19 protein-coding genes are annotated in these 24,295 nt (G+C 61.2%); 12 read left to right on the forward strand and 7 right to left on the reverse strand.

Annotated elements, in window-relative coordinates; genetic code table 11:
- The first annotated feature begins 106 nt into the window (after positions 1-106).
- On the forward strand, positions 107-910 hold the full coding sequence (locus HU743_RS09650) for a DUF1206 domain-containing protein (protein ID WP_186648318.1): 804 nt from the start codon (positions 107-109) through the stop codon (positions 908-910).
- 42 nt (positions 911-952) lie between these two features.
- On the opposite strand, the gene HU743_RS09655 is transcribed toward HU743_RS09650, so the two are convergent.
- Entirely contained in the window at positions 953-2,254 is a 1,302-nt protein-coding gene (locus HU743_RS09655) for an Nramp family divalent metal transporter (RefSeq protein WP_186648320.1), read from the reverse strand.
- A gap of 270 nt (positions 2,255-2,524) precedes the next feature.
- On the opposite strand from HU743_RS09655, the gene HU743_RS09660 reads away from it, so the two are divergent.
- The 3 genes from HU743_RS09660 to HU743_RS09670 all read left to right on the forward strand — a co-directional run bounded on the left by HU743_RS09660 (position 2,525) and on the right by HU743_RS09670 (position 6,847).
- Complete coding sequence (locus tag HU743_RS09660) at positions 2,525-3,658, forward strand: lactonase family protein (protein WP_186648321.1); 1,134 nt, start codon at positions 2,525-2,527, stop codon at positions 3,656-3,658.
- A gap of 176 nt (positions 3,659-3,834) precedes the next feature.
- Positions 3,835-4,611 (forward strand): alpha/beta hydrolase, encoded by a 777-nt coding sequence (locus HU743_RS09665; protein ID WP_186648322.1) that lies wholly within the window; start codon positions 3,835-3,837, stop codon positions 4,609-4,611.
- A gap of 184 nt (positions 4,612-4,795) precedes the next feature.
- Complete coding sequence (locus HU743_RS09670) at positions 4,796-6,847, forward strand: pyridoxamine 5'-phosphate oxidase family protein (RefSeq protein WP_186648323.1); 2,052 nt, start codon at positions 4,796-4,798, stop codon at positions 6,845-6,847.
- Positions 6,848-6,863: 16 nt separating this feature from the next.
- Here HU743_RS09670 and gabP read toward each other — a convergent pair whose 3' ends face one another.
- From gabP to HU743_RS09685, 3 genes are all read right to left on the reverse strand, one after another.
- The gene (gene gabP, locus HU743_RS09675) at positions 6,864-8,270 is read right to left on the reverse strand and encodes a GABA permease (protein WP_186648324.1); all 1,407 of its coding nucleotides are present in this window, start codon (positions 8,268-8,270) and stop codon (positions 6,864-6,866) included.
- 237 nt (positions 8,271-8,507) lie between these two features.
- Positions 8,508-10,631 carry a TonB-dependent siderophore receptor gene (locus tag HU743_RS09680; RefSeq protein ID WP_186648325.1) on the reverse strand — a complete coding sequence of 708 codons (2,124 nt, stop codon included), beginning with the start codon at positions 10,629-10,631 and terminating at the stop codon, positions 8,508-8,510.
- Between the two features lie 353 nt (positions 10,632-10,984).
- On the reverse strand, positions 10,985-11,569 hold the full coding sequence (locus tag HU743_RS09685) for a TetR/AcrR family transcriptional regulator (protein WP_186619738.1): 585 nt from the start codon (positions 11,567-11,569) through the stop codon (positions 10,985-10,987).
- Between the two features lie 212 nt (positions 11,570-11,781).
- Between HU743_RS09685 and HU743_RS09690 the strand changes: the two genes are divergently transcribed.
- The 3 genes from HU743_RS09690 (at position 11,782) to HU743_RS27350 (ending at position 13,966) form a co-directional block, all read left to right on the forward strand.
- Positions 11,782-12,459 (forward strand): type 1 glutamine amidotransferase domain-containing protein, encoded by a 678-nt coding sequence (locus tag HU743_RS09690; RefSeq protein WP_186648327.1) that lies wholly within the window; start codon positions 11,782-11,784, stop codon positions 12,457-12,459.
- Between the two features lie 106 nt (positions 12,460-12,565).
- A complete protein-coding gene (locus HU743_RS09695) occupies positions 12,566-13,690 on the forward strand; it encodes an alkene reductase (protein WP_186648329.1) in 1,125 nt (374 codons plus the stop codon).
- 141 nt (positions 13,691-13,831) lie between these two features.
- Positions 13,832-13,966, forward strand: a complete 135-nt coding sequence (locus HU743_RS27350) for a hypothetical protein (protein ID WP_273508324.1) — start codon at positions 13,832-13,834, stop codon at positions 13,964-13,966.
- A 6-nt stretch (positions 13,967-13,972) separates the two neighbouring features.
- On the opposite strand, the gene HU743_RS09700 is transcribed toward HU743_RS27350, so the two are convergent.
- The 3 genes from HU743_RS09700 to HU743_RS09710 all read right to left on the reverse strand — a co-directional run bounded on the left by HU743_RS09700 (position 13,973) and on the right by HU743_RS09710 (position 18,115).
- Positions 13,973-15,475 carry a diguanylate cyclase gene (locus HU743_RS09700; protein WP_186648331.1) on the reverse strand — a complete coding sequence of 501 codons (1,503 nt, stop codon included), beginning with the start codon at positions 15,473-15,475 and terminating at the stop codon, positions 13,973-13,975.
- 142 nt (positions 15,476-15,617) lie between these two features.
- Entirely contained in the window at positions 15,618-16,541 is a 924-nt protein-coding gene (locus tag HU743_RS09705) for a LysR family transcriptional regulator (RefSeq protein WP_186648333.1), read from the reverse strand.
- A gap of 371 nt (positions 16,542-16,912) precedes the next feature.
- Positions 16,913-18,115 (reverse strand): MFS transporter, encoded by a 1,203-nt coding sequence (locus tag HU743_RS09710; RefSeq protein WP_186648334.1) that lies wholly within the window; start codon positions 18,113-18,115, stop codon positions 16,913-16,915.
- A gap of 286 nt (positions 18,116-18,401) precedes the next feature.
- Here HU743_RS09710 and HU743_RS09715 point away from each other — a divergent pair, with 286 nt between their 5' ends.
- The 5 genes from HU743_RS09715 to HU743_RS09735 all read left to right on the forward strand — a co-directional run bounded on the left by HU743_RS09715 (position 18,402) and on the right by HU743_RS09735 (position 24,232).
- Positions 18,402-19,682 carry a c-type cytochrome gene (locus HU743_RS09715; RefSeq protein ID WP_186648335.1) on the forward strand — a complete coding sequence of 427 codons (1,281 nt, stop codon included), beginning with the start codon at positions 18,402-18,404 and terminating at the stop codon, positions 19,680-19,682.
- Positions 19,679-20,152 (forward strand): (2Fe-2S)-binding protein, encoded by a 474-nt coding sequence (locus HU743_RS09720; protein WP_186619732.1) that lies wholly within the window; start codon positions 19,679-19,681, stop codon positions 20,150-20,152. The genes HU743_RS09715 and HU743_RS09720 overlap by 4 nt, the downstream gene beginning before the upstream one ends.
- On the forward strand, positions 20,149-22,383 hold the full coding sequence (locus HU743_RS09725) for a molybdopterin cofactor-binding domain-containing protein (protein WP_186648336.1): 2,235 nt from the start codon (positions 20,149-20,151) through the stop codon (positions 22,381-22,383). Before HU743_RS09720 ends, HU743_RS09725 begins: the two co-directional genes overlap by 4 nt.
- Positions 22,384-22,554: 171 nt before the next feature.
- Entirely contained in the window at positions 22,555-23,667 is a 1,113-nt protein-coding gene (locus HU743_RS09730) for an alkene reductase (RefSeq protein WP_186648337.1), read from the forward strand.
- Between the two features lie 88 nt (positions 23,668-23,755).
- Positions 23,756-24,232, forward strand: coding sequence for an AraC family transcriptional regulator (locus HU743_RS09735; protein WP_186648338.1), 477 nt, complete (start codon positions 23,756-23,758; stop codon positions 24,230-24,232).
- Positions 24,233-24,295: the final 63 nt, after the last annotated feature.

The following is a 24,295-nucleotide window of genomic DNA, read 5'->3' on the forward strand; positions in this document are numbered from 1 at the left end:
CTTTCAGGGCGTATCAAAGCAAGCCTCATACGGTGCAGGGCAACCTTTTTCGAACCCCTGCGCAACCCACAGGTCTGCTGCGGAACGATCTCTGGAAATAACCGCCATGTCCACCCGACACACTCTGGTCTTACTTGCTCGAGGCGGATATGCCGCGCGAGGTGTTCTGTATCTGATCATCGGCATCTTCGCGCTGCTCGCAGCGCACGACTCCACCAAACCGAAAGACAGCCACAAAAGTCTTGAGGCGTTGCTGAGTCAGCCGTTCGGCTATGCGCTCGTGGGTCTGGTGGTCGCCGGGCTTCTTGCCTTCGCCGCCTGGCGTGCATTACAGGCTATTCGCGACATTGATCATCACGGCAACGAACTAAAGGGCCTGGTCATTCGTGCTGGTTTGCTGGCCGGTGGTCTGGTCAATGCGGCACTGGCCTTTTTTGCCTTGAGCCTGCTGGTGAGTGGCGTTAAAAGTCCCGGCGGTTCCGGGGATGGCAAGACCAAGGATCTACTGGCGCAGTTGTTGTCGTTCGAGCACTCGAACATGCTGATTTACCTGATCGCGCTGATCCCGCTGGGCGTCGGAATCGCGCACATCATTAAAGGCTGGAAGGCTTCGTTCGAGAAGTATTTCGAGGCGGATGATGAAGTGATGCGCTATGTGCGCCCAGTGTCGCGGTTTGGGCTGATCGCCCGCGGCGTGGTGTTTATCGAGATTGCCCTGCTGATGGCTGTCAGTGGCTCGATATACCAAGCGACCAATCCTCCCGGCATGAAGGAAGCGTTTGATGCACTGCAGAATCTGCCGGCAGGCGGTGTGCTGCTGATGCTAATGGCGTTGGGCTTGATCGCGTTCTCGGTTTACAGTTTTTCCGAAGCCGCCTGGCGCAGGATCAACATGGATGTGCCGTTGTAAGCGGCGCCATTCGAGGGGGCGTACCCCCTCGACATCCAGTTATCAGGTAAACAGATCAACACCCAGTTGGAAGGCGACCCAAAGCGCCAGTCCGGTGGCAAACAGCAGCGCGATGTTTTCAAACAGGTTGTTGCGATATTGCTTGTCCAGCAGCGACTTCTGGTTGGACATGATCAGCAAGCCCAGGGAAATCACCGGCAAGCCAATGATGTTCAACGCGCTGACACCAATGGTAAGCGTCACGAAGTCCGGCATGCCCGGCAACGACCAGATCAGCGGTGTGACCAGGATGAACAGCATGAACCACTTGTGCATCGGGTCGTGATGGAACTCTTTGCCGTACTTCTCGCGACGCTCGGGGCGCACATGCTGGAAGGCATCGGTGATCAGCATCGGGAACGCCGTGGTCTTGCCTGAAATGCTCGCAAACAACGTCGCGAACACACCGATGAAAAACACGTACCAGCCGATCGGGCCGAAGAAGATCTCCAGTGCCTTGCCCAGGTCGCCCAGGGTTTTCACCTCGATACCGTTGGGCCGCAGGATTTCCGCACCAACGATCCAGATGGCCAGGTTGATGATGATCCCGACGAATACGGCAAACAGCAGATCGTTGCGCTGAATGCGCTTGTGCTGCGGTCCGACCCAGCCTTTCTGGCGCATGACATAAGGGTGAACGAAGTTTGCGATAGAGCCTGCAACCGCACCGATCACCGAGACGGCCACCAGCAATGCGCCATGCACGCCTTCGTCAGGCGGAATGCTGAAACCGATGGTGCCTTTGATGATGCCGGTGACATCCGGGCCTGACATCACCGCCAGGGCGATGAACGCCAGGGTCATGATCGCCAGCAGCAGTTTCATCACGCCTTCGATCATTGTGTAAATGTTGCGACCCACCAACATCCAGACCGCCAGCACCACGGCCACCGAGCACAACAATGGCTGATCGATCTTGAACAGCATCGCCAGCGACTCCCCTGCTCCCTTGATCATGTAGGCATTCATTAAATGCCCCATCAACAAGGCATAAACGAGCATGAACCAGGCAAACACCGGGTTGAGCTGGGCGTAGCCCTGGAGAATGGTCATGCCCTGGTTATTGCACAGCTGGAAGCGGGCAATGATGTTGACGATCAGGTACCTCAACAACAACGAGACCGCCAGCACCCACATCATGGCGTAGCCGTAATTCGCACCGGCCACGGAGGACGTGATCAGATCCCCGGCACCGAGCCACGACAGCACGGCGATAATGCCGGGGCCCAACAGTTTAAGCATGCGCATGAAACGGTTTTGCGGTTTCGCAGCGGCCTGATGATCGAGTGAAGGCATGCTCGTCATAGGGGTATCTCCGTTATTGTTTTTGTGAGAACGATTGCAGCTCGGCACATTAGGTACGATGTCGTACAACAACGCTAATGGGAGAGTATGTAAAAATGTTTCAAGCGTCTCTGGTCGTCGCCTTCCCCGATCATTTATTCCAGACCAGCCCAGTCACCCTTCTCGTTATCGCTCGAACGCAACGGCGCGGACAGCCGACAAAATAAGCGTTGAGACATCCGTTAATCACTCATAGGATGACTGATCACAAAAACAACAAGGCTAAAATTCATGAGAAAAATCGCCGTTATCGCCGCTGCTGTCGCCTCAGGTCTGTGCCTGTCTGCCAATGCGGCTACCTATGCTTACGTCTCAAGTCCTGGCGATGGTCTGATCTCGCAATACCGCCTCGATCAGGACAACGGCGCACTTACTCTCGTGGAACAGATTCAGGCTGGTGACCAGGTCAATCCCATGGCCATCACCCCTGACGGCAAGGTGCTGTTTGCAGCCTTGCGCGTCAAACCCTTCCAGGTTCTGGGCTACCGGATCGATTCGAAGACCGGTCACCTGACGCCATTTACCCAGGCGCCTCTGGTAGAGAGCATGGCCTATCTGTCTACCGACCGAAAGGGACGCTATCTGCTCGCTGCGTCCTACGGTGCCGATCTCGTCAGCGTTCAGAAGATCGCTAAGGATTATCAACCTTCCGCCAATATCCTCCGCTACAAGACCGGCCTGCATGCGCATTCGATCCGTACCGAGCCGAGCAATCGCTTCGCCTACGCCGGTAATCTGGGGACAGACAAGGTTCTGCAATATCGCCTGGATGCGCGGACTGGTGAACTCAGCCCGATTGGCAGCGGCTATGTCAGTGTTGCGGACAAAACCGGGCCTCGGCACTTGGCGTTCTCGCCGAACGGAAAATTCCTCTATGTGGTCGGCGAAATGAGCGGCACCGTGACCGCGTTTTCAATCGACGACACTACCGGCGCGTTGACGCGAATTGCTGATGCCAATGGCATTCCCGCGCGCTTGAAACTGGCCCACGGCGAAGTTCGTGATGCGCGCAACAACGATTTGAAAGACGACCCCACTCCGCGCATATGGGCCGCTGACCTGCGCATGTCGCCGGATGGAAAACTGCTGTTGATGAGCGAGCGCACCAGTAGCAGCGTCTCTGCATTTGCCGTTGACCCGTCTACGGGAGGAATTCAGTTTCTCGACAACTTCCCGGTGCAGGAACAGCAACCGCGCAATATCGCCTTTTCCCCCGACGGCCGCTGGTTGCTGGTGACCGGGGAAAAAAGCGCCAAAGTCGGCACTTACGCCGTGAGTAAAGACGGCGCCCTCAAGCGTGTCGGTGAAGCGGCATCCGGCAAAGGCGCGTTATGGATAGAGATACTGCAAACGCCTGATGCCTGACTATTTGCGCAGCAGTCACTGCTCTGTGCGCCGCATTTGTATCACTGTGTAGCGTTGGCCGGCGCAGATACACTCGCATGCGAAGTTCAGCCGTGCGAACATAGATCTGACACATTTAGCGCGCTAAATACCACTGTCGCTTCCATTCTTCCTCTACCCACCGACAGGACATCACCATGAACAAAGCATTTGCAACCCTCGCCCTCACCGCCGCCATGTTCAGTGCCAGCGCCGCGTTCGCCGCGCAGGACAAACCCACTGTGGTGCTGGTACACGGTGCCTTCGCCGATTCGAGCAGTTGGAACGGCGTGGTCAAGATTCTGGAGAAGGATGGCTATCCGGTGATTGCCGCCGCCAACCCGCTGCGCTCGGTCAAAAGTGACGCGCAGTCGGTGGCGGATGTGCTGGCCAGCGTGAAAACCCCGGTGGTGCTGGTCGGTCATTCCTACGGTGGCCCGGTGATCAGCGCAGCCGCTTATGGCAATGCCAACGTGAAAGCACTGGTGTACGTCGCCGCTTTCGCGCCAGAAGCCGGTGAAACGGCGGCTGAACTGTCCGGGCGTTTCCCGGGCGGCACCCTCGGCCCGACCCTCGCGGCCCCGGTGGCTTTGGCCGACGGCGGTAAGGACTTGTACATCCAGCAGGACAAATTCCACGCTCAATTCGCTGCCGACGTTTCCCCGGCTGATGCGAAGTTGATGGCCGCGACTCAACGCCCGGTGACCGTCGCCGCGCTCAATGAAGCCGCGACCGAACCCGCGTGGAAAACCGTGCCGTCGTACTTCGTCTACGGCGATCAGGACAAGAACATCCCGGCACAAGCCCTGGCGTTCATGGCCGAGCGGGCTCACGCGAAGAAGACCGTGGTGGTCAAAGGCGCGTCGCACGTGGTGATGGTGTCCAACCCGAACGTCGTCGCCAACCTGATCGAAACCGCTGCGACGGCGCAATGACCGATGGATGGGAGCGAGCCTGCTCCCTTCCTTGAATTCACCAGAAAGATCATTTCACCGACTGAAACAATGGATTGCGATTTCTGGCCATTCCCTCCAAACCGGCTGAAGGTCAACATGAGTTCCACTTTGGGTTTCCAGCCCTTGGCAGCTCACCGGCCCGTTGCACACGAGGAGAATCGAAATGGACACAGTGTCGAAATCAGCGTTCTCGCCCTGGCACGAAGGTGAGCTGACTCTGCAGCGTGCTGTCGGCGCCGTGGACATGATGGCGGGCGTTGGCCAGCGGCAACTGGCCCGCGACTGGATGCCGGATCAGCACCGTGAGTTCTACGCGCAACTGCCCTTCGTGGTGCTCGGCGCGGTCGACAGCCAGGGCGATCCATGGGCAACGATCCGCACCGGCCAGCCCGGTTTCATGGAGTCGCCGTCTCCGCAAACCCTCACGATCAGACTCGACGATCAGCCCAACGATCCGGCTCAGCCAGGTTTGCAGCCCGGCGACGCGATCGGCATGCTCGGCATCGAGTTGCACACGCGTCGGCGCAATCGCATGAACGGCACGATCAGCCGTCGCGATGGCAACAGCCTTGAGATCGGCGTAACCCAGGCTTACGGCAACTGCCCGCGCTACATCAATCTGCGCCAGTACGCGTTCGTCGACGAGACCACCGACACCGCGCTCGACTTGACCGTCAGCGAACCCCTCGTGCGCGACATGATCACCGCTGCCGACTCGTTCTACGTCGCCACCTACGTTGTGCGCGACGGCCAGCGACAAGTCGATGCCTCGCATCGCGGCGGCAAATCCGGATTCGTCCATATGGATGACGACGGCACGCTGACCATTCCGGATTTCTCCGGCAATCTGTTCTTCAATACCTTGGGTAACATTCTGCTCAATCCTCGTGCCGGGCTGACCTTCATCAACTTCGAAAGCGGCGATCTGTTGCAGATGACCGGCACCGCAGAGGTGTTGCTGGACGACCCGCAAATAGCCGCCTTCCAAGGGGCCGAGCGTCTGTGGCGGTTCAAGCCGCAGCGCATCGTTTATCGTCAGGCCGCGCTGCCGTTGCGTTGGATCGATCAGCCCGAGGGTGATTCGCCCAACTCGCAAATGACCGGCAGTTGGGAGCAGACCCGCGAGCGCTTGCAGGCGCAAGCCCTGCGTAATCAATGGCGGTCGTTGCAGGTGATGCGGGTTGTCGATGAGAGCCCGCAGATCCGTTCTTTTTACCTGCAAGCCAACGATGGCTTCGGTCTGCCCCGCTTCGAACCGGGGCAGCATGTGCCGATCAAGGTTTTGCTGGACGGACACGCCGCCGCGTCGATCCGCACCTACAGTGTTTCCAGCGCGCCGTCGGATAAGTTTGTGCGCATCAGCGTCAAACGCGACGGCGCGGTGTCTGCGCACTTGCACGGCCGCGTTCAGGCGCTGGATCTCATCGAAGCCCGCGCGCCACAAGGCGATTTTACTGTCGATGCGACGGAGCGGCGCCCTTTGGTGTTGTTGGCGGCCGGGGTCGGGGTGACGCCGTTGCTGTCGATGCTGCGCGAAGTGGTCTATCAGGGCAAACGCATCAGCCGCATGCGCCCGACCTGGCTGATACAAAGCAGTCGCACCTTCGAAGATCTGGCCTTTCGCGAGGAAATCGATGATTTGGCAGCGCGTGCAGGCGACAAAGTGCATGTGTTGCGGGTGGTCAGCCAGCCACCCGTCGGTGCTCCTCCTCAGGGCTACGACCACGCCGGGCGCATCGACATCGCTTTACTGAAAAGCCTGCTGCCGCTGGATGACTACGACTTCTACTTGTGCGGCCCGGGCAGTTTCACCCAGGCGCTGTACGACGGTCTGCGCAAAATGCGCATCCCCGACGATCGCATCCACGCCGAGACCTTCGGCCCGTCGACATTGGTGCGCGATGTCGAAATCAGCACCCCGGCACCGCCGCAAGTCCCCATCGCTGCGGAACCGGTCAAGGTGCTATTCGCCACCTCCGGCAAGGAAGCACGTTGGGCACCGGGTTCCGGCACTTTGCTGGAACTGGCCGAGGCACGCGGCCTGACCCCTGAGTTCAGCTGTCGCGGCGGTTCGTGCGGCACTTGCAAAACCCGCTTGAGCAGCGGCCAGGTGCATTACCTCAGCCCGCCGGCCATGCGCCTGGCGGACGACGAAGTGCTGATCTGCTGCGCCGCGCCGGCGCAGGGCAGCGAAACGTTGGTGCTGGATGTCTGAGTCAGCGCCAGGCTGACTAGGGTTTCGCTACCGCCACTACCCTGCCCGCCGGCCCATGCTGGCGGGTACTGACCAGACCGACGAAGGAAATCACCAGCGCCAGGCCAATGGTCGACGACACTTCAAGCCGATGCGCCGGGGTGAACATCATCACAGCGAGGGCCGTGCAAATAAACGCGATCACCAGCCAGGTCAACCAGGGAAACAGCCACATGCGCAAGGTCAGTTCGACCTTCTCCCTTTCCAGCCGACGGCGCATACGCAACTGCGAAATCGCGATCACCAGGTACACCAGCAAGGCAATCGCCCCGGAGCTGGCGAGCAGGAACTGGAACAGCCCGGCCGGCATGAAATAGCTGAGCAACGTCACCCCCGCGCCAATTACCGTACTGGCAATGACCGCCGCGCGTGGCACGCCAGCCGTCGAGGTCACTTTCAATGCCGGCGGCGCATCGCCGCGTCGGCCCAGCGAATAAAGCATGCGCGAAGAAATGTAGATCGAGGAGTTCATGCAACTGGCCACGGCGATCAACACCACCACGTCGACGAGGAACTTGGCGTGGGGAATGTTCATCAATTCGAGGGCGCGCTGGTAGGAGCCCACCGAGGCCAGCAGAGGGTCATTCCACGGCACCACGGAAATCACCACGAAGATCGACAGCAAATAGAAAATGCCGATGCGCCAGATCACCGAGCGTGTGGCCTTGGCGATGTTCTGCGCGGGATTGTTCGATTCTGCTGCGGCGATGGTCACCGCCTCAGTGCCTATGAAACTGAACATGATGGTGATGAACGCGCCGACCACGGCTGACAAGCCGTTGGGGGCAAAACCACCGTGCTGCGCCATCAGCGAACTCAAGCCACTGGCTTCACGTTCGGGAATCCAGCCCATCAACACCGCAAAACCCAGGCCGATGAAACCGATGATCGCAATGACCTTGGCCATCGCAAACCAGAACTCGAACTCACCGTATTTCGACACGCTGAACAGGTTGGTAATCACCAACAAGACGATCGACAGCAAGGCAAACAGCCACGCGTCGACCTGGGGAAACCACTGGTTGAGTACGTGCCCGGCGGCCAGCGCCTCGATCGGTATCACCAGTACCCAGAACCACCAGTAAAGCCATCCGATGGTGAACCCGGCCCAGCGACCGATCGCCTGATCGGCATAGGTCGAAAACGAACCGGTGTCAGGATGCGCCACGGCCATTTCGCCGAGCATGCGCATGACCAGGACCACCAACAGCCCGGAAAACAGATAAGCCAGCAAAACGGCTGGCCCGGCGGCGGCGATGGCGTGTCCTGATCCGACGAAAAGTCCCGCGCCGATGATGCCTGCGATGGAGAGCATGGTGACGTGACGCGGTTTGAAACCTTGCGCCAACTGACCGGTAGAGTCCTTGGGGTTCAGGCTATTCATGGGTTCTTATTGTTCTCATGATCGACGTTTCGGGCCACTGACTGAGCGTCAGGCGATCATCATTGCTCGCCGTCGAGACCGGCGAAAGCAGCGGCGCAGACGCTTCGGCGAGCAAATGATGCGTCACCTTACGTGGCCAGGCCGCACGCTCACTAGCCTGTATGCGGCATGTCGATGCCTGATCTCGACATGCCACAGTCAGGCCATCATGGCGCAGAAGCGACAGCTGAGCCGGGTTTACAGCGTGTAGGAAATCCCCACCTGTACGGTTCTCGGTGCACCCGGATAGGCGTAGACGTTGCCGAACGCGCCCTCTTCGTAATCACTGTCGAACAGGTTTTTCACGTCGAGATTAAGCCGCACGTTGTCGTTGACCTTGTAGAAACTCAGCAGATCGACCACGGTGTAGCTGCCCATCGAAAATGCTGTGTTGGCAGTCTGCCCGGCGCGCTCGTCGACGTATTTCACCCCAGTGCCCAGGCCAAGGCCTTTGAGGGTGCCGTCCTGGAATTCATAAACGTTGAGCAGGCTGAAGCTGTTCTGCGGAATGTTCAGCAGACGCGTGCCGGAACGCAACGTGTTGTCCTTGGTCACCTCGGCATCGACGTAGGCGTAACCGCCGATGACTCGCCACTCGGGGGTGAGATTGCCGGTGACATTGAGGTCCAGGCCACGGCTGCGCACCTCGCCGGCCGCCACGTTAAACGTCGAATCCACCGGATCGGTGGTCAGCACGTTGCGTTTTTCGATCTGATAGATCGCCGCCTCGACACTCAACTGCTGGTCCAGCGCCTCCCACTTCAGACCCATCTCGTAGGACTTGCCTTTCTCCGGGGCGAAGCCACCGCCAGTGCGGCTGGCGCCGGTGTTGGGCTTGAACGAGCGTGCGGTGTTGGCGTAGACCGCCAGCGTCTCGGTCAAATCGTAGGTCACGCCGAGGCGCGGGGTTACCGCGTTGTCGCTGGCTTGCCAGTTCTTGCCGCCCGGCACGTAGGTTTCGTAGTCATGTTCGAAGCGCTCGAAACGCGCCCCGGCCAGCACTTTCAGTTTGTCGGTCAACGCAACCTGATCCTGGACGAACGCAGCGTAAGTCTTCAGGTTTTCCTTGTCGTGAGTCGGCGTACGGGTCAGTGCCGGACGAGGCTGACCGTAGACCGGATTGAAGATGTCGATCGGATAGGCCCCGACCGCGCCGCTGGAACGCTGGATGATCGATTTGTAGTCGTAGTCTTCGTATTCGATGCCGGTGAGCAAGGTGTGCTGCAAGGCCCCGGTACTGAAATGCCCGGTGAGGTTGAGCTGGGTGTCCTTGTCGGTCCATTCCAGTTTGCGATAGTTGAAGTTGCGCCCCAGCGTGCGGCCGTCAGCGGCAATGCCGTTGGCCTCGATCGCGTCGCCCTTGAGCGAGCCGTCGAGCCACTGGAAACCGCCGCCCAGGGTCCAGTCATCATTGAGCATATGCTCAAAACGCAACTGCGCCATGTTGTTGTCGTTGTGCAGCTTGCCGACGTCTTTCTCACCGAAGAACGTGTCACGCGAGGCCGTGCCAATCTGCTTCGGATAGCGCGTCAGGCCGCGGTCCAGCGGCGCGTTGTTGCGCATGAAATCGCCTTCGAATATCAGCTTGGTCGCGTCCGATGCCTGCCAGGTCAGCACCGGCGTAATGCCGTAGCGTTCGGTCTCGACGTGATCGCGAAAGGTGTCGCCGCCCTCGCCCACCACGTTCAGTCGGTACGCCAGTCGGCCTTCTTCATCAAGCGGGCCGGAGGCGTCCAGCGTGCCACGCTTCATGCCCTGGTCGGTCAACTGACTGCCCAGGGTCACGCTACGCTCGGGCAATGGCTGCTTCGACACCACGTTGAAGGTACCGCCCGGATCGCCACGACCATAGAGCATGGTGGCCGGGCCGCGCAGGACTTCCAGACGTTCGATGGTGTTGGCATCCGGCATGTTCGGGTAGCCACGATTGATCGGGAAACCGTTGCGGTAGAACTCGCCAGTGGTAAAACCGCGCACGGTGAACGTGGTCAGCCCCTGCCCGCCGAAATTGTTCGCCCGCCCGACGCCGCCGGCGTAATCCAGTGCGTCCTGCAAGCGGGTGGCGCCGATGTCTTCAACGGCGTCCTTGGTCACGACGCTGATCGATTGTGCGGTTTCGTGGATCGCCGTATCGGTGCGCGTCGCACTGGCCGAACGTGTCGCCCGATAACCCTGCACCGGGCCGTCTGCCCGCTCGTAATCCGCCGTGCCGACGACGTCGGTGGCCTCCAGCTCCAGCGTTGTTGAGGACTTGGCTTGCTCGGCCCATGAAGTAGAAGACAACGCCTGCAGCACACAAATGGAAAGCAGAGTACGACGCATGAGGTGAAAACCTTTACGAATAGGCCAAAACGAAGGGCAAAGCCGCCAGTGAAAACGCGGCGCATGGTATACCGGCCTATTCGTAATTGAAACGTATTCTTATTTGTCCTGTTGGTCAGGGTGGGCGATCACGAAGTGCCGTGTCAGGCCACTGACGCGTTGAATGACAGATCGCTTTCGCGAGCCGGCTCGCTCCCACACCGTTTTGTGTGCTGATCGCTAATCCGGCAACCAGCACCAATCCCTGTGGGAGCGAGCCTGCTCGCGAATGCGCTGGGTCAGGCGATGGAAATATTGAACGTGCCGCCGTCTTCGCGAGCGGGCTCACTCCTACAGGGATCGCAGTGACAGGTTCAAACCCGCAACAATTGCCGGGTCATCGCCATCGAGGTCTCCAGCGACTGTCCGGTGCGCTGCAATTTGTTCAACAGGCTGGCGCCGAGCCACAGCTGATACAAAGTCTCGGCCAGATGCCGCGCATCGCCCTCGGGCAGGCTTTTATCGGCCTGGCCTTGTTCGATGCACACCGTGATGCGCGCGATGATGCGTTCGGCGCCATCGCGTAGGGTCAGGCGCATCGACTCGGACAAATCGGCGACTTCGGCGCTGAGTTTCACCACCAGGCATTCGTCGCCGTGGCCTTCCAGGGTGCAACGGTTCTGCCAGCCCTGCCAATAATCCATCAGCCGCTCGAACGCGCTCAGCCCAGGCAGCGTCAGACGGCGCTCCATGTCGGCAAGGTAGTCGACAAAGTAATCTTCGAGCAGCGCCTGACCGTACAACTCCTTGGATTTGAAGTAGTGGTAGAACGAGCCTTTGGGCACACCGGCGGTTTGCAGGATCTCGTTGAGGCCGACACTGGTGAAGCCCTTCTCGGCCATCATCCGGTGGCCGGTGTCGAGCAAGTGTTGGCGCGTGTCGTCAAAGGTCGGCTTCATGGTGCGGATAATTCCAGGCAATAGACCAGTCGTATAATTTTTACGAACGGGAGTTTGCCATATCCATCGACCAAAAACATTTCCTGAAAAAATTACTAGACGACTGGTCTAATTGGAAACTATGCTGCGCTCCGACACACCAAATTCATGCGGTGTCGACGCCGAGCGAATCCTTCGCCTCGTGCCGATGCCTGACCAACCCAGGGTGCACTATGAAAATCTTGATGGTTTTGACTTCTCACGATCAACTCGGCAACACCGGCAAAAAAACCGGCTTCTGGCTGGAAGAGTTTGCCGCTCCCTACTACGCCTTCAAGGACGCCGGCGCTGACGTCACGCTGGTTTCGCCCGCTGGCGGCCAGCCACCGCTCGATCCGAAAAGCGATGAGCCCGGTGCCCAGACTGCGGAGACGGATCGCTTCCGCGCTGATCCCGCCGCACAACAGGCACTGGCCAACACTGGCCGTCTGGCGGATGTCCGCGCTGACGATTTCGATGCGGTGTTTTACCCGGGTGGCCACGGCCCGCTGTGGGATCTGGCCGAAGACAAAGCTTCGATTGCGCTGATCGAAGCCTTCGACCGCGCCAACAAGCCCCACGGTTTTGTCTGCCATGCACCGGGTGTGTTGCGCCATGTTGTGCGAGCTGACGGCCAGCCAATTGTCAAAGACCGCGACGTCACCGGTTTCACCAATGCCGAAGAAGCCGCTGTCGGCCTGACTGATGTCGTGCCGTTCCTGATCGAAGACGAGTTCCAGCGTCTCGGCGGGCGCTATTCGAAAGTCGCTGACTGGCAGGTGCATGTAGTGGCCGATGGTCAATTGGTCACGGGCCAGAACCCAGCCAGCTCCGCCGCCGTGGCTGAGAAACTGCTGAAGTTGCTGGGCTGAATGCCCCCGCTGAACCGCAGCCAACGCCGAGTGCGCAGCGCCCGGCGTTGTTTTTTTGTCTCTTTACTAGTCGACCGGTCTAATCAGGCCCGAAACAAGGTACTCCATGAATAACAGCGCTTTCTTCACGCCCGCCAGACTGGGCAGTCTTACCTTGAAAAACCGCATCGTCCTGCCGCCCCTCACCCGCCAGCGCAGCACGCAGCCAGGCAACGTCGCCAACGAACTCATGGCCGCGTATTACCAACAGCGCGCCGGTGCCGGTTTGCTGATTACCGAAGGCACACAGATCGAACCGCGCGGCCAGGGTTATGCGTGGACGCCGGGCATTCATACCCCTGAGCAAATCGCCGGATGGCGCAAAGTCACCGAGGCCGTGCACGCGGTGGGTGGCGTGATCTTCGCTCAGCTCTGGCACGTCGGGCGTGTCTCCCACACGGCGCTGCAGCCCAATGGCGCGGCGCCGGTGTCGGCCTCTGCCGTGGCGACCGATCGGGTCAGCGTGTTTATCGAAACTGCGCCTGGTGCCGGTGAACTGGTGCCGCCGTCCGCACCGCGCGCGCTAAGCACCGATGAAGTGCAGGCATTGGTTCAGCTGTATATCCAGGCCGCACGCAACGCGATGGAGGCCGGTTTCGATGGCATCGAGCTGCACTGCGCCAATGGTTATCTGGTCAACCAGTTCATCTCCGCCCACAGCAACCGGCGCACCGATCAATACGGTGGCTCGCTGGACAATCGTCTGCGCTTTCTGCGTGAGGTGGTGGCCGGCGTCGCTGAGTGCATCGGCAAGGACAAGGTCGGCGTGCGTTTCGCGCCGCTGTTCACCACAACCGATGAAGCGCGGACTTACCTGGGCATGGTCGAAGATGATCCGCACACCACCTACATCGAAGCGATCAAGGTGTTGGAAAATGCGGGCATTGCCTACCTGTCCATCGCCGAGGCTGACTGGGACAACGCACCACAGATGCCGACGACGTTTCGCCAGGCCGTGCGCGAGACGTTCACTGGCGCGATCATTTACGCCGGCCGCTACACCGCTGAAACAGGCGCGCAATTGCTGGAATCGGGCCTGGCCGATCTCGTCGCGTTCGGCCGGCCGTTCATGGCCAATCCGGACCTGCCGGCGCGGATCGCCAATGGCTGGCCGCTGAATCCGCTGAACCCGGCGACGGTGTATGGCGGTGGTGCCGAGGGCTATATCGATTACCCGACGTATCCCGCCTAAGAATCCAACACAACCTCCCTGTAGGAGTGAGCCTGCTCGCGAAGGCGTCCTGTCAGCCGACGAATGTTCAAGGTGACCCACCGCATTCGGGAGCAAGCCCCCTCCCACAGTGGATATGTGGCAGGTCAGGGATCATGCGGCGTGTCCGAAATCTCTGTAGGAGTGCATGGCCATGATTACAGAAACCTAGACCGCATGGCGCTGGCCAAGCAAGATGCGCTGTGGCAGCGCGGGCAACGGCTGCTGGATAAACTCGATAACGGTGAGGCGTTCTGAGATGCTTCAGGCGTCTGCAGCCAAGCAATTTCGCCCTCCCGCTTTGGCGCGGTACAGCGCCTGATCGGCTGCCTCGATCATCGCAGGCACTCCGTTCAGATGCATGCCTGAAGCTGCCGCAACACCAATGCTCACACTCACCTGGCCAAAGGGACTGCCCGGATGGGCAATGTTCGCCTGCCGCAAACGTTCGAGCATCAGTTGCGCCACCACCGTCGCGCCAGCGCTGTCAGTGGTCGGCATGATCACGGCCATTTCCTCACCGCCATAACGCGCGACCAGATCCGACGGGCGCCGCACGCAGCTTTCAAGGATCTTGCTGACCGCTTGCAGACAGGCATCGCCGGCGACGTGGCCCAAGGCATCGTTGAATAATTTGAAGTGGTCGATATCGATCATCAGCAAGGCCAGCGAGGTTGCGTCACGCTGCGCCCGCCGCGCTTCAACCGCCAGCGTTTCATCGAAACAGCGTCGGTTGGCCAAACCGGTCAGCGCATCCTTCATTGCCAGCAATTCCAGCTGACGATTGGAGGCCAGCAACTGCTGCTGGGCATCGCGCAAGGCCTCCTCCGCCTCGGTACGCCGACGTATATCGAGGATCAAAAACCAGCCGATCAACCCGGTCAGTCCCAATAGCCCGACCACCACCACCGCCGACAACGCCGCCTCGATGCGCCACGCTGCCAGGGCTTCGTCCTTGCCCAGCGCAACGGTGGTAATCAACGGCAGGCTTTCGCTTTTGCGAAAGGCGTAGAGCCGCTCGACGCCGTCCAGGCTGGAGGTGTACGAGGCGGTGCCGACCGAGCGGTCGACAAGGTATTTAGCGTAAATCGGCGATTTGGAAAAGTTGCGGCCCATGTCCTGCTCGCGGAACGGATAGCGCACCAGCAGCGTGCCGTCGGTGTACGACAGACCTATCGCGCCGTCCTGGCCGACGTCGAGTTTGCCGAACACACGGAGAAAGTTTTCCACCCCCAGTGTCACCGAGACGACGCCGGCAAACTGTCCCTCGGCGTCGCTGAAACGGCGGCTGATGGTCACAACCCATTCGAGATTGGAACGGCTCTGGATCGGCGGTCCAATGAACGGCTCGCGGCTCGGGTCGTCACGATGGTGGATGAAATAGGCGCGGTCGCTGCTGTTGGCGCCTGCGGGAATCGGCCGGTTGGAAGACATCAGCCAGTGCCCATGCCGGTCATAAATGGTGATGCCGCTGAGCTGCGGCATCAGCGACTGCTGGCTGTCGATCAGGGTCTTGATGCGCTGGATCTGCGCCGGGCCGTTGCCCTCCGCTTCCAGGCGTTCGACCAGCCCGAGCAACAGCAGTGAACTTTGCCGGACGATGCCTTCGGTGTAGGTGTTGAGCGCCTGGGTCAGGTTCAGACCATGCACGTTGACCTCGGCCAATGCGCGCTCACGCGAGGACCAGACTTTCCAGATCGTCAGCGAAGTCAGGGAGCAGCCAATGACCAACAGCAGGAGCATTACAAGACGGGTATCACGCTTCACGACAGTACCTTAAGGAAGTCCGGTTTCCATTCCAGCCATCAATCGAACATCGGCACTGACCGCGGCCACGTGTTCCGTGGCGCAAGCATACAAGCAGTCTGAAGCGGCTGCAGCAACAGAGTGTGCAGCGGGTTGGCCGGCGCTACGCGGCGGGTGTGGCCGGGGCCACGGGATTGAGGATTTCCAGCAGAAAATCGATGAATACGTTGATTCGGCTGGAGCCACGGTGGTTGGGCAAATACAGTGCGTTGATGCAACTGCTGGCGCTGCCGGGATTGACCTCGTAGTGCTCAAGCAAGCGAATGAGGCGCCCGGCGGCAACATCGTCGCGCACCAGCCAGTCAGCCAGCAGCGTCACCCCGCCGCCACCGATGGCGGCTTCGCGCAGGATGTCGGCGTTGTTGCTTTGCAGACGCCCATGGACGTTGAGTTGAATGGGCGCTTCGTCACTCTGGAAGGTCCAGTGGTGATGACTGCCGCCGTAATCGAAACGCAGGCATTGGTGTTCGAGCAGATCCCGGGGATGAGCCAATACGGCGCTGCGCGCCAAGTAATCCGGACTGGCGACAACCCAACGCTGGAACTGCCCGACGCGTTTGCTGACGATGTCCTCGCTGACCACCGACGAACCCAGGCGCACTGACACATCGATCTGCTCGCTCAGCAAATCGCTGACCTGATCGCTCAACGACAGGCTGATCTCCAGCCCCGGATGGCGCTCGAGCAAACGGCTCAGGTGCGGCGCGATAAGTCGACGACCGAACTCCACTGGCACGCTGATGCGCAATCGCCCCTGTGCGTCGCTGCCGCGGTCGGCCACTACCGCATCGGCTTCATCGATGGCATCGAGAATCGCCACGGCCTTCTCGAAATAGGTCTGGCCAGCGACGGTCACGCTGGTGTTGCGTGTGGTGCGATTGAGCAGGCTGGCGCCCAATTCGTGTTCCAGCCCCGCCACTTGCCGTGTCACTGAAGACGTCGAGATCCCGAGTTTGCGCGCCGCCGAGGAATAACCCCCGCAGCGCACGGTTTCAACAAACATCTTCAAGGCCAGCAACTTGTCCATAAGCGGAGTCCGGTGGTGAGGGAGCACCGGTGATTGTGCATCAGCGTTGGCCACACGTCTTGTACCGGCGTGCTTGGCGGCGTCTGGCGTGGGAAACAATTGCATCCTGGCATACCTCAAACCTGTGGGAGCGGGCTTGCTCGCGAAGGCGGCGTGTCAGTCAACAAATGTGCCAGCTGACCCACCGCTTTCGGGAGCAAGCTCCCTCCCACAGTAGTTATGTGGTGGGACGCGAGCAGGCGGTGCACTCGCCCCCCCTGTGGGAGTGAGCCTGCTCGCGATAGCAATCTGTCAGTTGATACAGAGTTGACTGACACTCCGCCATCGCGAGCGGGCTCACTCCTACATGGGTCTTGTGCAGTTCTTGAAATTCAAGTCCGGTCAGCCTTGCGGCCCAGGAACAACGCCAGCGCCAGCGCCGGCAGCACCGCCACCAACACGGCCGACAGGTTCCAGCCAAAATGCTCGTACAGCGGACTGGCGATCAGGGAGCCGAGGGCGCCGCCGACGAAGATGCTGGTCATGTACACCGCGTTGAGGCGCGCACGGCTGTGCGGATCGAGGGCATACACCTCACGCTGGCCAAGCACCATGTTCAGTTGCACGGCAAAATCCAGCAGCACCGCGCACACCACCAGCCAGACATAGCCGCTGCCCGGAAGCGCCGCGATCAACAGCGACACGGGCGCCAGCAGCAGCGCCACCAGCGTCCCGCGACGAGCATGCCCGGCATCGGCCAGACGCCCGGCAATCGGCGCCGCAATCGCCCCGACCGCACCGACCAAAGCAAAGATCGCCACCTGCGCCAGGGTAAAACCGTGATGGCGCATCAGCTCAATCGGCGCGAGGGTCCAGAACAGGCTGAAGCTGGCAAACAGCAAACCCTGATACAGCGAACGCTGACGCAACAGCGAATAGCGCCGGGCCAGGGCGAACACCGAACCGATCAACGCGACGTAGGTGGCTTTGTGCGTCGGCACCCGACGCGGCAGCGCCACAGCGGTAATCAATGCGATAACGGCCATCAGTGCCGCGGCGCTGTAAAACACCCCGCGCCAGCCGAACACTTCAACCAGCAGGCTCGACAGTGGCCGCGACAACAGAATCCCCAGCAACAGGCCGCTCATGATATTGCCGACGACTCGGCCACGGCTGGCTTCCGGCGCCAGATGCGCGGCCAGCGGCACAAGAATCTGCACGGCCACCGAGGTCAGGCCGATCAGCAACGACAACAGCAGAAACAGCGACGGCGAATGGGTCAGGCCGGCGCACAACAGCGTGACGCTCGCGGCCAGGGTGAAGCCCACCACCAGACGGCGGTTCTCCATCAGATCGGCCAGCGGCACCAGTAGCAACAAACCCAGCGCATAGCCGAACTGCGTCAGCGAAACGATCAGGCTGGCATTGGCGCTGGACAGGCCGATCTGTGGCGCGATCAGTTCGACGATGGGCTGCGCGTAATACAGATTGGCCACAACCGCGCCGCAGCAGAAGGCCAGAAACGCGACCATCAGGCCGGACAGTGAAGCAGGCTGTTCGGCCTGAGCCGCAACGGCAGGATTGCCCGTAAGCATGGTGACACCTCGTTGAGTTCGGGAAAGTTGCGCCAAGGCTACGGTCAGCCGACGGCAACGAGAATCCGTGCGCCGGGCAACGCACTGATGCGCCAGGCGCAACGTTGCTTTCGACGCAACGCGCTGTTGCGTGGACCGGTGATTCTCCGCCGCAAGTGCCTTCTCTACGCTTTGGCCCCAGGCGCAGACGTCCACGTCGGCGCCCTTCCCCGGCTGCTACAAGGAGCGTTTCCATGACCCGTACTTCACTCGTCCTGCCACTGCCCGCCGCGTTTTCCTGCCGACCATGAACAGTCATTTGCTCAAATCCAGAACCCTGTGGGTCAGCGTCGCCGTGCTCGCGGTGATCGGCCTGATCGGCGCCGTCGCGCTGATGTGGCGCCCGGCGATCGCACCGATCAAAGGCCCCACCTCATTCGATGCTGCACAATTGCAACGCGGCGCGCGGGTGGTCGAGGCCGGTGATTGCGCGGTGTGCCATACCCGCCCCGGCGGCGAATACCTGGCCGGCGGGCTGCCGTTAGTGACGCCGTTCGGCACGCTGTACAGCACCAACATCACCCCGGATGCGCAGACGGGTATTGGCGAGTGGTCGCTGCCGGCTTTCGAAAGGGCGATGCGCGAAGGCATTGCCCGCGACGGCCATTTTCTCTATCCGGCCTTTCCCTATGTGCACTACCGGCGCATGAGCGCAGCGGACATCGCCGACGCCTACGCCTACTTGATGAGCGGCCCCGCCGTACACGCTCCGGCGCGGCAGAACCAGATGAATTTCCCGATGAACATACGTCCACTGGTGTCGTTCTGGAACCTGCTGTTTCTGCATGGCGAACCGTTGACGCCGATGGCCGAACACAGCGCGGCGTGGAATCGCGGACGCTATCTGGTCGACGGCCCGGGTCACTGCGCCGGCTGCCATTCGCCGCTGAACCTGATCGGCGCGGAGAAATCCTCGGAATATCTTCAGGGCGGCAGCGTCGATGGCTGGAACGCGCCGCCGCTGGTGGGCCTGGGCCAACGCGCCAACCCGTGGAACCCTGAGCAATTGGTCGGCTACCTGCGCGCCGACGTCGTCGATGGCCACGGCACGCCGGCCGGCCCGATGCGTCCGGTCAGCCTGAGCCTGGCGCGTCTGCCGGCCAGTGAAGCCGAGGCGATTGCCGAGTATCTGCTGAGCCTGCAAAGCCCCCACGCAGTAACGGAAACCACCGCGAAAAAGCAGCCGAGTAGCCCAGCGGATCACACAACCGGCGCCCAGCTCTTCAGCAGCGCCTGCGCCGGATGCCACGCCCCCGCCGCGCCAATGCGTGAGATCGACGGACGCCCGGGCCTGCAAAACACCTCGGCGTTGCAAGCCGCCAGTTCCCGCAACTTCCTCAAGACCGTGCTCGAAGGCGTGCCCGCCATTCCCGGCTCGCCCGGCCCGGTGATGCCGCCGTTCGCCGCCAGCCTCGACAACGCCCAACTCGCCGCCCTCGCCGCTTACCTGCGCCAGCAAGCCAGAGCCGATCAGCCGTGGGCCGACCTCTCTTCCACTATTGAAGCGTTACGTCAGGAGACGAAATGAGCCAGATCACCCTCAACGTCAATGGAGCCACCCAAGCGCTGGAGCTGGAGCCGGACATGCCGCTGCTGTACGCGCTGCGCAATCACTTGAACCTCAACGGCGCCAAGTACGGCTGCGGCTTGGGCCAGTGCGGCGCCTGCACGGTGATTGTTGACGACCAACCGGTGTTCGCCTGCCTGACGCCGTGCGCAGGTCTTGAAGGCAAAAAGATTCGGACCGTGGAAAGCCTCGGCAGCGCAGAAAAACCCGGCGCACTGCAAGCGGCGTTCATCGACAAGCAGGCGGCGCAATGCGGCTACTGCATCGCCGGCATGTTGATGCGCGCACAGTCGTTGCTTGAACGCGATCCGCATCCGGATGAGCCAACCATCCGCGAGCACATGGCCGGCAATTTGTGCCGCTGCGGTACGCATCTGCGCATCATCGAGGCGATCAAACAGGTGGCCGGGCACAACGGGAGCCTGTCATGAGCGAATCAAACGGCTTGAACCCCAGCCGCCGAGCCTTCCTGCGCGGTGGCGCGTTGCTCATGGCGTTCACGCTGATGCCAGTGGCGCGGCGTACTTTGGCCGACAGCGAAGTCGACACTCTCGGCACCGTGGTGCTGGCCCCCGATCTGCCGGGCAGTCTGCGCACCAACCCTTACCTCGACGCCTGGATTCGCATCGGCGCCGACGGTATCACCGTGTACACCGGCAAGGTTGAACTGGGCACCGGTGTGAAAACCGCGCTGCTGCAAATCGCCGCTGAACGTTTGCAAGTGCCTGCGAGCGCGATCAACTTGCTCACCGCCGACACCGCGCTGACGCCCAACGAAGGTTACACCGCCGGTAGCCACAGCATTTTCGACAGCGGCACCGCGCTGTACAACGCCGCCGCGCAGGTGCGCGAAATGCTCGTCGATGCCGCCGCACGCAATTGGCAAATCGATGCAGCATTGCTGAACACCCGCGACGGCGTGATCGAAGGCCCGGCCGGGCAACGGATGACTTACGCCGACGCGGTCGGCCATGTCGATGTGCACCAATACGCCAAGGCGCAGTCACCGACGATGGCGGCGGCCGACTTCAAACTGATCGGGCATAACTTGCCGCGTCTGGACATCCCGGGCAAAGTCAGCGGCGGCGCGGCATTCGTGCAGGACATGCGCTTGCCGGGCATGCTGCATGCGCGGGTGATCCGCCCGCCGCGCCCGGGCTGCACGCTGCAAGCATTCGATGCCGCGCCCATCGAAGCGCTGAACGGCGTGGTCAAGGTGATCCGCGATGGCAGCTATCTGGCCGTGGTCGCCCGGGATGAATGGCAAGCGATCAAGGCCATGCGCAGCGGCATTGAAAGTGCCAAGTGGAACGGCGGCGAGGCCATTCCCGAGGCCGCCGGGATTCATGATTTGCTCAAGCGCTTGCCCTCCAAGCGCTATCCGATCAGCCATAGCGGTTCGCCCAACGGCGCCGCCGATGTGCGATTCAAGGCGCGGGTGACCAAGCAATACCTGATGCACGGTTCGATCGGCCCGTCCTGTGCGGTGGCCTGGTTCAAGGACGGCGTGCTCACGGTCTGGACCCATACTCAGGGCGTCTATCCGCTGCGCGCCGGCATCGCCGAAATGCTGCGCCTGCCGCCAGAACGCGTGCGCTGCATTCATACCGAAGGCTCAGGCTGTTACGGCCACAACGGCGCCGATGATGCCGCCGCTGATGCCGCATTAATCGCCATGCGCCTGCCCGGCACGCCAGTGCGCGTGCAATGGATGCGCGAGCAGGAAAATCTCTGGGAGCCGTACAGTTCGGCGATGGTCACAGAGGTCGACGCTGGCCTCAGCCAGGGCCGTTTGCAGGACTGGAACTACGAGCTTTGGACGACGCCACACAACGAACGCATCGTCAATGCCGGGCGCCTGTTGCCAGCGCGCTTGTTGGCCAAACCATTCGCCTCGGCGCCCTCGGTGCCGATCGCCCAGCCCGAAGGTGACGGCGATCGCAACGCGGTGCCGCTGTACGATCTGGGTTCAACGCAGATCAACATGAACTTCGTCACCGAAATGCCCTTTCGCACCTCGGCCATGCGCTCGCTGGGCGCGCACATCAATATTTTCGCTATCGAGGCGAGTATCGATGAGTTGGCGATCAAGGCCGGCATCGATCCGCTGGCGTTGCGTCTCGCGCACCTGAGCGACCCGCGCGCCCGTGCGGTGATCGAGCGTGTGCGTGACGAAATCGGCTGGCCGCACAAAAGCAGCGAGCCCGGCGCGGGGATCGGTTTCGCCTTCGCCCGCTATAAAAACATCATGGGTTACTGCGCCATCGCGGTGAAGCTGTGGGTGCATCCGCAGACTGGCGACATCCGGGTCGATCATGTGGTGACGGCGGTGGACGTCGGCCAGATCGTCAGCCCCGATGGCCTGCGCAATCAGGTCGAGGGCGGCATCGTGCAGTCGGCGAGCTGGACGCTCTATGAAAAAGTCGCCTACGACGCCGGCGGCATTCGCAGCTACGACTGGAGCGGCTACCCGATTTTGCGCTTCACGCAGTTGCCGAAAAAAGTCGACGTGCACTTGCTCGATCAACCGGGAGAACCTTTCCTCGGTGCCGCTGAAATCGTTCAAGGACCGATGGCCGCCGCCCTCGGCAATGCGCTCGCCAACGCCACGGGCCGGCGCTGGCTGAACCTGCCGCTGACCCGCTCCAGCCAACCCGCCTGAACCCCGCCCGCGTTCATCGCCGATGAGCGCGGGCGCCGTTGCGTTGCGCGCAAAACTGCGTAGCGCCGGCCACGGATTATCAGCCCCGCGCCCCCCGGTTAAGTTACCTGCACTGCGAGCGGCACCTGGCTGCCGCGCTTGAACCCAACTCATCGAAAACCGGAGCTACCCATGACCCGTCGCCTGTTTCAACCGATCGCACTTGGCCCTTACACCCTTGCCCACCGCGTGGCGATGGCGCCGCTGACCCGCTCGCGCGCCGGTCAACCGGGCGACGTCCCGACCGCGATGAACGCCGAGTATTACCGCCAACGCGCCAGTGCCGCACTGATCATCACCGAGGCCACGCAGATTTCTCAGCAAGGCCAGGGTTACGCGTGGACGCCAGGTATTTACACCGACGAGCAAGTCCAGGCGTGGCGTGAAGTCAGCACGGCGGTGCACGAGGCGCACGGTCTGATCTTCATGCAGCTGTGGCACGTCGGCCGCGTATCGCATCCGAGTTTCCAGCCGGACGCCGGTCTGCCCGTTGCACCGAGCGCACTGCCAGTGCCGGGCAAGACCTTTATCGTCGACGACGAAGGCCATGGCGTCTGGGGCGATGTGCCGGTGCCACGTGCGCTCGAAACAGCGGAAATCGCCGACATTGTCGAAGACTATCGCCGCGCCGCACGCAATGCGTTGAACGCCGGGATGGACGGCGTGGAAATCCATGCCGGTAATGGTTATCTGCTCGATCAATTTCTCAACAGCAACAGCAACCAGCGCAATGACGGCTATGGCGGCAGCGTGGAGAACCGCGCGCGCTTTCTGCTCGAAGTGGTTGCAGCCGTCGCTGACGAAGTCGGTGCCGAGCGCGTTGGCGTGCGCCTGACGCCGATGGGCCGCTTTATGGGCATGGGCGATGACACGCCCGAAGCGACATTCGGTTATCTGGTCGAAGCGCTCAATCAGTGGAATCTGGCGTACCTGCACCTGGTCGAGCCGGCCATGGTCGGCACGGTCAAGGACGAACACTTCGATCCGCGCTGGGACGCAATCATCGCCCAGTTGCGCAATACCTGGAACGGCGTGTTGATCCTCGCTGGCGGGTATGACGCAGCGTCCGCCGAGCAGGCGCTGATCGCCAATCGCGCCGACCTCATTGCCTTCGGCCGGCCGTTTCTGGCCAATCCGGACCTGCCGCGTCGTCTGCGCGATGGCCTTGAGCTGAACACGCCGGATCCGAGCAGTTTCTTCGGCGGCGATGAGCGCGGTTACGTCGACTACCCGTTCCACGCCTGAGGTCCGGCCTTCATAACTTTTAAGGTTTGTTTAAGGACTTTAAATGTCGCCCGCGGCCAGACTTTCCCCATCGATCAGGAGAGCCGCCATGAACCCGCAATCGGAGAAGTCAGACCCGCCCTGCCACCTGGCGCGCCCATTGGGCGCGCTGTCCGGCTGGCAGGAGCGTCGTGCCAAGGCCTACATGCTGCGCGACGTGAGCCGCAGCTTGCGCGTCAGCGAAATCGCTGAACATTGCAATTTGTCGCGCAGTCATTTTTCCCGGGCGTTCAAGATTGTCACCGGCTGCTCGCCACAGGAATGGATGCTGAAGATGAAGATCGACAAGGCGAAGGCTTTGTTGCTGACCTCGATGGCGATTACCGACATTGTGTATGAGTGCGGTTTTTCCGATCACTCGCACTTCACGCGCACGTTCGGGCGGTTGGTGGGAATGCCGCCGAAGGTTTGGCGTCAGGCCGTGTGTGGTGCGCGGCTGGCGGTGGTTGATGGCGATACGTGGCGGCTCAACGAGGGTTTGCTCAATTCGACGGTCTTGAAGCATTCGACGGAACTGCGGCCTTGATTTGATCTTCAAAGCGTTTTGTTCACTCCTCCCTTTTGGGCCGCGTTACCGCGGCCTTTTTTT

Source organism: Pseudomonas sp. SWRI99, assembly GCF_014270125.1.
GTDB classification, from domain to species: domain Bacteria; phylum Pseudomonadota; class Gammaproteobacteria; order Pseudomonadales; family Pseudomonadaceae; genus Aquipseudomonas; species Aquipseudomonas hamedanensis.